This is a genomic window from Aeromicrobium sp. Leaf272, assembly GCF_001422865.1.
Taxonomy (GTDB): Bacteria; Actinomycetota; Actinomycetes; order Propionibacteriales; family Nocardioidaceae; genus Aeromicrobium.
The window spans coordinates 37,071-42,971 of the sequence record NZ_LMMY01000011.1 but is presented as its reverse complement, the minus strand read 5'-3'; the positions used below and the strand labels follow the sequence as shown (position 1 = coordinate 42,971).

5 protein-coding genes are annotated in these 5,901 nt (G+C 74.8%); 3 read left to right on the top strand and 2 right to left on the bottom strand.

The window, feature by feature from the left end; all coding sequences use genetic code 11:
* A partial coding sequence (locus ASF38_RS07275) for a hypothetical protein (RefSeq protein ID WP_162237315.1) occupies positions 1 to 611 on the top strand: 611 nt, incomplete at its 5' end.
* Between the two features lie 92 nt (positions 612 to 703).
* On the opposite strand, the gene ASF38_RS07270 is transcribed toward ASF38_RS07275, so the two are convergent.
* Entirely contained in the window at positions 704 to 1,282 is a 579-nt protein-coding gene (locus tag ASF38_RS07270; protein WP_056574814.1) for a TetR/AcrR family transcriptional regulator, read from the bottom strand.
* A gap of 125 nt (positions 1,283 to 1,407) precedes the next feature.
* Between ASF38_RS07270 and ASF38_RS07265 the strand changes: the two genes are divergently transcribed.
* Positions 1,408 to 4,425, top strand: a complete 3,018-nt coding sequence (locus ASF38_RS07265) for a BTAD domain-containing putative transcriptional regulator (protein WP_162237314.1) — start codon at positions 1,408 to 1,410, stop codon at positions 4,423 to 4,425.
* Positions 4,426 to 4,558: 133 nt separating this feature from the next.
* Entirely contained in the window at positions 4,559 to 5,140 is a 582-nt protein-coding gene (locus ASF38_RS07260; RefSeq protein ID WP_056551850.1) for a M23 family metallopeptidase, read from the top strand.
* 61 nt (positions 5,141 to 5,201) lie between these two features.
* Here ASF38_RS07260 and ASF38_RS07255 read toward each other — a convergent pair.
* A partial coding sequence (locus tag ASF38_RS07255; RefSeq protein ID WP_235497484.1) for an NAD(P)H-binding protein occupies positions 5,202 to 5,901 on the bottom strand: 700 nt, incomplete at its 5' end.

Here is a 5,901-nt window from a genome sequence, read left to right as displayed (position 1 = left end):
CCTGGGCCGCCCGCGTCATCGCCGTGCAGATCATCGCGGTGCTGACGATGATCGCGATCGGCCTGGTCGTCCTGCTGCCCTACCTCCCGCGGCTCGCGGCTGCCGGCGCGGCGCTGCCCCAGATCACCGAGTCGGCCGAGCGGTCGCCGACGACCCTCGACCAGGTCGAGCGCATCGACGGCAACGTCGAGAAGGTGGTGCCCCCGGTGCTCGAGGCCGTGGCGGTGCTTCCGGAGGTCGGGGAGCAGCTCACCGAGCTGCTCGGGGTCGCACGCTCCCTCGGGTCCGCCGCCGACGGCGTCGTCGCCGCGGCCGAACCGTTGGCCGCCGTCGGCACCGACATCCGCGCGCTGCAGGAGCGGCTCGACGGCCTGGAGACGCAGCTGGGCAAGCTCGAGGCGCTCGGTGAGCCGCTCGACTCCCTCGCGGCGTCGGCCGAGCCGCTCCCCGGCCAGCTCGAGCAGCTCACCACGGCGGCGACGGCCATCGCGTCGCTCGTGGACGTCGTCGACCAGCTGGTCGCCTCGATCGGCCGCATCGAGCAGCACGCGGCCAACCTCGACCGCAAGACCGGCCCCGTCCTGCTCCCGGACCTCACCGGCGTCCGCTGACGACCCGGCTCGTCTCCCCGTTTCGGACACTTCCGGGGCGGTTCGGGGCGTCGAGGTGCCCCGGAAGTGTCCGAAACGCGGGGACGGGCGGGTCAGTCGGAGCGGGTGGCGTGGTCGACCAGCACGGCCAGCTGGTGGAAGGCGGCCGCGTCGTCGAGGCCCGTGTCGGCCTCCACGGCACCGCGGTGGATCGCCTCCAGCACGAGCCCGGCGACGGCTCCCACGAAGCGTGGCTCGAGGCGTCGCCGCCCCGAGGCCTCGACGAGCTCCTTGACCCGCTGTGCCGCCAGGCGCACGTTGGTGCGGTAGACGTCGCGGGCGGGCTCGTAGGCGTCGAGGTCGGCGAAGTAGGTGGGACCGGCGGGGGCGAGCTCCTCGGCGATCGCGTCGAGGTACACGCTGATGCGCCGGCCGGTGTCGGGCTCGGCGGCCACGCGACGCTCGACCGCCTCGGTGGAGCGGCGGAACGACTCGCGCACGGTCGCCTGGATGATCTGCTCCTTGCTCGCGGCGACCACGTAGAGCGTGGACTTGGAGCAGCCGAGACGGCGGGCGAGGTCCTCGAGGCTGAAGGCCAGGAAGCCCTCGGCGTGGAACAGTGGGATGAGCTCGTCGAGGAGGGCGCCGCGGCGTGCGTCGTCGCGGGCGGCGACGCTCGTCGGACGGACCATCGCACCAGGATACCCGGCGCAGTACCACAGGGGCTGTGTCGGTACTGGGAGCGTCGTGTCCACCGACTGGACGACGGCCCGGGCGAGGTCTGCCGGGTCCCGGGACAGGCACTACTGTCGGCAGCGTGGCACGGGGGCGTCGGGTCGAGGTGGCCGTGCTCGCGACCGTTGTCCTGCACGTCGACGACGAACCCGTCCGGCTGTCCGGTCTCGAGCGAGCGGTCCTGGCGCGCATCGCCCTGACGAGGTCGGCCACCGCCGCCTCCCTGCTGACGTGGCTGTACGGCGAGGACCCGCCGGCGTCGGCGCCGAACCGCGTGCAGGCGTTGATCTCGGGGATCCGACGCAAGTGCTCTGCCCCGGTGATCGAGACCACGCCGGGCGGGTACCGCCTCGTCCCCGACGTGCAGGTCGACGTCGAGCGGCTGGCGGTGCTGCGGGACCGCGCCCGTGAGCTGGCGGCGGTCGCGGACCCGGCCTGCCTGCGGTCCTTCCGCGAGGCGTCGACGCTCCTGGGTGACGAGTCGTTGCAGGACGTGCCGTCCACGGCCGCCGTCGAGATCGAGCGGTCCCGGCTCGACGCCGAGCGGCTCGCCCTGTGGGAGGAGCACGCCGCGGCCGCGCTCGCGCTGGGCCGCGCCGACCAGGTGGTCGCCGACCTCGCCACGCTGACGGCTCGGCACCCGTTCCACGAGGCGTTGCTCGCCCAGTACGTGCTCGTCCTGGCGTCGACGGGGCAGCAGGAGCGTGCTCTCGGGGTCTACCGCGAGGCCTACGACCGGCTCGACAGCGAGCTCGGGGTCGAGCCCTCGGCGCGCCTCAGGGAGGCGCACGCCGAGGTGCTGCGCGGGCCCCAGGTTCCCGCGCCGGTCGGTCGGGTCGCCCACGTTCCGCGCACCCTGCCGCGGCGGGCGCCCGGCTTCGTCGGTCGCGACGAGGAGATCGACCGCATCGTCGGGGCCGTCGCCCAGGTCGACGACGCGCCCCTCGTCGTCCACCTCACCGGTCTGGCCGGCATGGGCAAGAGCGCGCTGGCCGTGGAGGTCGGCCAGCGCCTGCGCGACGACTTCCCGGACGGCTCTCTGCACCTCGAGGCCGGCAGCGCGCCCGCGCTCGAGGTCGGTGCGGTCCTCGCCACCTTCCTGCGCCTGCTCGGGGTGCACCCCGACGCCGTCCCTGGCGGCACCGCCGAACGGGCCGCCCTCTACCGGTCGCTGCTCGACGAGCGGCGCGTCCTCGTGGTGCTCGACGGCGTCGACGCACACGCCGGGGCGACGTCGAGCGAGCTGTCGCTCCTGCTTCCGGCGTCGCCGGGGTCGATGGCGATCGTGTGCTCGCGCTACGACCTCGCCTGGTTGCAGCCGGACCTCCACGTGCAGGTGGGGCCGCTGTCCGGCACCTCCGGCCGAGCGCTCCTGGCCGGGGTGCTGGGGGACGACCGGATCCGTGCGGACCATGACGGTGCCGACCGGCTCGTCTCCACGCTGGGCGGCATGCCGCTCGCGCTGCGCCTCGCCGCCGGACGCGCGCGGCAGCGTCCGGACGTGGGGCTCTCACGCCTGGCCGAACGGCTGTCGTCCGGGGGACTGGGCACCGACGACGTGGCCGCCGCACTGGCGACGAGCCTCTCCGACGTGTGGGAGCGCGTGCCCGAGAGCGTGCAGGAGGTGGCCCGACGGGTCGCGCGACTGCCGGTGGCGACCTTCAGCGCCTGGGTCCCTGGCGCGCTGCTCGGCGACGACGCGGCAGGAGAGCACGCGATCGACGCGCTGTGCGCGGCGCACCTCGTGGAGCCGGTGCGCCGCAGCGGCCAGACCCCCCAGTTCCGACTCCACGACGTCGTGGCCCGGTTCCTCGTGGGCTCGCACGACGACGATGTCGACGTGGCCGACGTGGCACTCGTCGCCGAGCAGCTGCTGGCACGTGCGGTGGTGCCGTACCGGGACCATCCGACCCAGCTCGTCCCGGTCCCACCGGCACCGGGTCGGGCCGTCGGCGACGGTCCTCGGCGGGGCACGCCGGCCCTCCAGGAGCGCGAGTCGGCCGTGGCGTTCTTCGCGACGGAGAACGCCACGGCGCGGACCCTCGCGAGGACGCTCGCGCCGGTGCGGGCCGACCTCGCGTGGAGGCTGCTGGCGATCACGGCCCCGGCGCACCACGTGTCGCCGTCCGAGGGCGACTGGCTCGACGCCCTCGACGTGGTCGAGAAGCACCTCGACGCCATGGACGGCGACCGTCGACTCGGTGCGGCCCACCTCGACCTGTGCCGTGCGTGGCACCTGCAGTCCCGGGCCTCCTCCTCGGAGCCGGCGCGGGCACTCGCCGACGCCGCACGTCGGCGGCTCGTCGAGCAGGGGGCGCACGCACCTGCGACCGCCGCAGCCGTCGTGGCGGCGTCGTCGGCGCTCTCCGTGGGTCGGCGCGACCTGGCGGAGGCCGACCTCGCCGGGGCCGACGAGTCGCTGGACCACCTCGACGACGCGGTGCTCGCAGGCTGGGTCGAGATCATGCGTGGCACCGTCCACCACGACTACGACGAGCTCGACGCCGCAGCGGGTGCCTTCACCCGCGCCCGCGAGCTCCTGGCCGCCACCGCGGCGCGCGGCGCGTTCCGCCAGGCCACCCTCGAGCTGTCGCGCACCTGCCGGCGGCGGGGCTCGATCGACGCCGCCGAGGCGCTGATCGTCGAGGCGCTGGAGCTCTTCGACGGCGGGGTCGACGACCACGTCCACGGCTACGTCGTCGACGCCCGCGCCGAGGTCGCCGTCGCCCACGGCCAGGCGACGGAGGCGTTCGAGCGGGCGCAGGAGGCGCGGGCGTGGGCCCGGCGTGCTCGCGACGCCTTCCTGGCGGCCCGGTCGCGCCGCTCGCTCGCCGGCGCGCTGCGCCTGCTCGGCCGCCTCGAGGAGGCCGAGTCCGAGCTGGTGGCCAGCGTGGAGGAGCTCACCGCCCTCGGCCGGACGCTCAGCGCCGCTGCGTCGCTGCGCGACCTCGCCGTGCTGCTGGAGCTGATGGGCAGACCCGACGACGCCGGGGAGGCGTCGCGGCGCGAGCGTGAGGCGCGCGCCGCGGCGCGCCTGCACCGTTCACGGGTGGATCCCACGGGACCGACCCCTCGTGCGGTCCCGTCCGGCTCCTCCTAGGTCGTCCACGTCGTCGATCGTCGCGGACGCCGCTGCGAGGACGCTGCGAACGACGCGGAGCAGGATCGCAGCGCCGGTCGACAGCCTGGTGGGGTTGGCGCGGCAGAGGCTGCGCCCCGACATCGGAGGACCCATGAACACACGACGCACCCTCGTGGCCGCCGCGGCCGGCTCGATGGCCTCGGCCGCCCTGCTCGCCGGATCACTGGCCACCGGAACGGCCACCGCCTCCACGGTCTCGACGGAGGCCGAGGCGTCGGCCCAGGCCCGTCCGGCCTTCAAGGTGCCGTTCCGCTGCGGCCAGACCTGGCGAGCCGACACCCGCGACGGCCACAGCCCGTCGAGGTACGCGATCGACTTCAACCGAGGTGGCGGCAACGACGACCTTGGGCTGCCCGCGGTCGCGAGCGCGGCCGGCACCGTGACGAAGGTGCGTCGCCTGACGACCAGCTACGGCCACTACGTCGAGATCTCCCACGGCGGCGGCTGGTCGACGCTCTACGCGCACCTGCAGGAGGGCAGCATCAACGTCTCGGAGGGTCAGCGCGTCACGGCGACCACGCTGGTGGGCAAGGTGGGCAGCTCCGGCGGGGACTTCACGTCCCACCTGCACTACGAGCAGAAGCTCAACGGCGCGGTGCAGCCGGCGGTCATGGGTGGACGCGCCGCCACGTACCCGGCCACGCCCGGACCGAGCTTCACCCGCCCCTGCTGATCGGGGTCGCACGACGTCGGGGTCCGCACCTCAGCGGGCCCCGACGTCGTCGTGCGGGCGCTCAGGCCAGCGCGGTCGCCAGCGGGGTGGCCGGCCGGCCGGTGAGGTCCTCCACCGCGGAGGTGACCTCGGCGAGGCGGCCCTCGCGGATGGCCGTGCCGAACGAGGCGAGGAGCTCGGCCACGAAGGTGGGCAGTCCGGCCTGCTCCAGTCCTGCGACGTAGGCGGCGTCGTCGACCTGGACGACCTGGACCGGCTCACCCCGGCGCTCGGCGGCGAGGGCGGCGATGTCGGCGGCCGTCACCGACGTGGGTCCCGTGACATCGAGTGCCGTGTCGTCGACGTCGGTGCTCAGGAGGGCGCCCACTGCGGCGGCCGCGCAGTCGGCCCTCGTCACGTACGCGGCGCCGGCCTCGCCCGTGTTGGTCACGTAGGTGCCGGACGCCGCGGCCTGCGCCACCACGTCGGACTGCATGTCGGCGTAGAGGTTGTTGCGCAGGAAGGTCCAGCGCAGGCCGCTGTCACGCAGGGCCTGCTCGGTGCCGAGGTGGTCGGGGGCCACGAGCGCGGGGTTGTCCTCGCTCGGGTCGGGCACGGACGTGTAGAGCACGCGGCGGACGCCGGCCTTCGCGGCGGCCTCCACGGCAGCGCGCTGGCCCTCGAGTCGGGAGCCGACGACGTCGGTGGAGACGAGGAGGAGCTCGTCGATGCCGGTGAACGCCTCCACGAGGCCCTCGGGGCTGTCGAAGTCGGCCGCGCGG